At 44.9% G+C, this 254-nt stretch carries 1 protein-coding gene; it reads right to left on the reverse strand.

Annotation, left to right across the window (positions count from 1 at the left end):
- Nucleotides 1-185, reverse strand: a 185-nt coding sequence (locus tag AB4486_RS24845; protein WP_372119359.1) for a hypothetical protein, incomplete at its 3' end; no start/stop codon positions are given.
- Between the last annotated feature and the right edge of the window lie 69 nt (nt 186-254).

Here is a 254-nt window from a genome sequence, read left to right on the forward strand (position 1 = left end):
CAGAATTTATATTCGCTGCCGAATGACATGTAAGGAATTTGACGCTTGCGCGCATCAACACGCTTTAGAACTTTGTAAGCCTTTTCCCCTTCTGTGTAACTCTGGAAATACAGCGTGGTATCTTCCGTCTGCGCAAAAAAGCCGTCTGTCTGCTCAGCCTTAAAGGTTATGCGTTTAATAGTCAAGCAGAGGTCCTGCTTCGGCCCACAGTAAAGTTCTGGTCGAAGCGCATTGATATAATACCCTTCTTTCTT

The sequence above is a fragment of the Vibrio sp. 10N.222.55.C6 genome (assembly GCF_041473395.1).
Classification (GTDB): Bacteria; Pseudomonadota; Gammaproteobacteria; order Enterobacterales; family Vibrionaceae; genus Vibrio; species Vibrio crassostreae_C.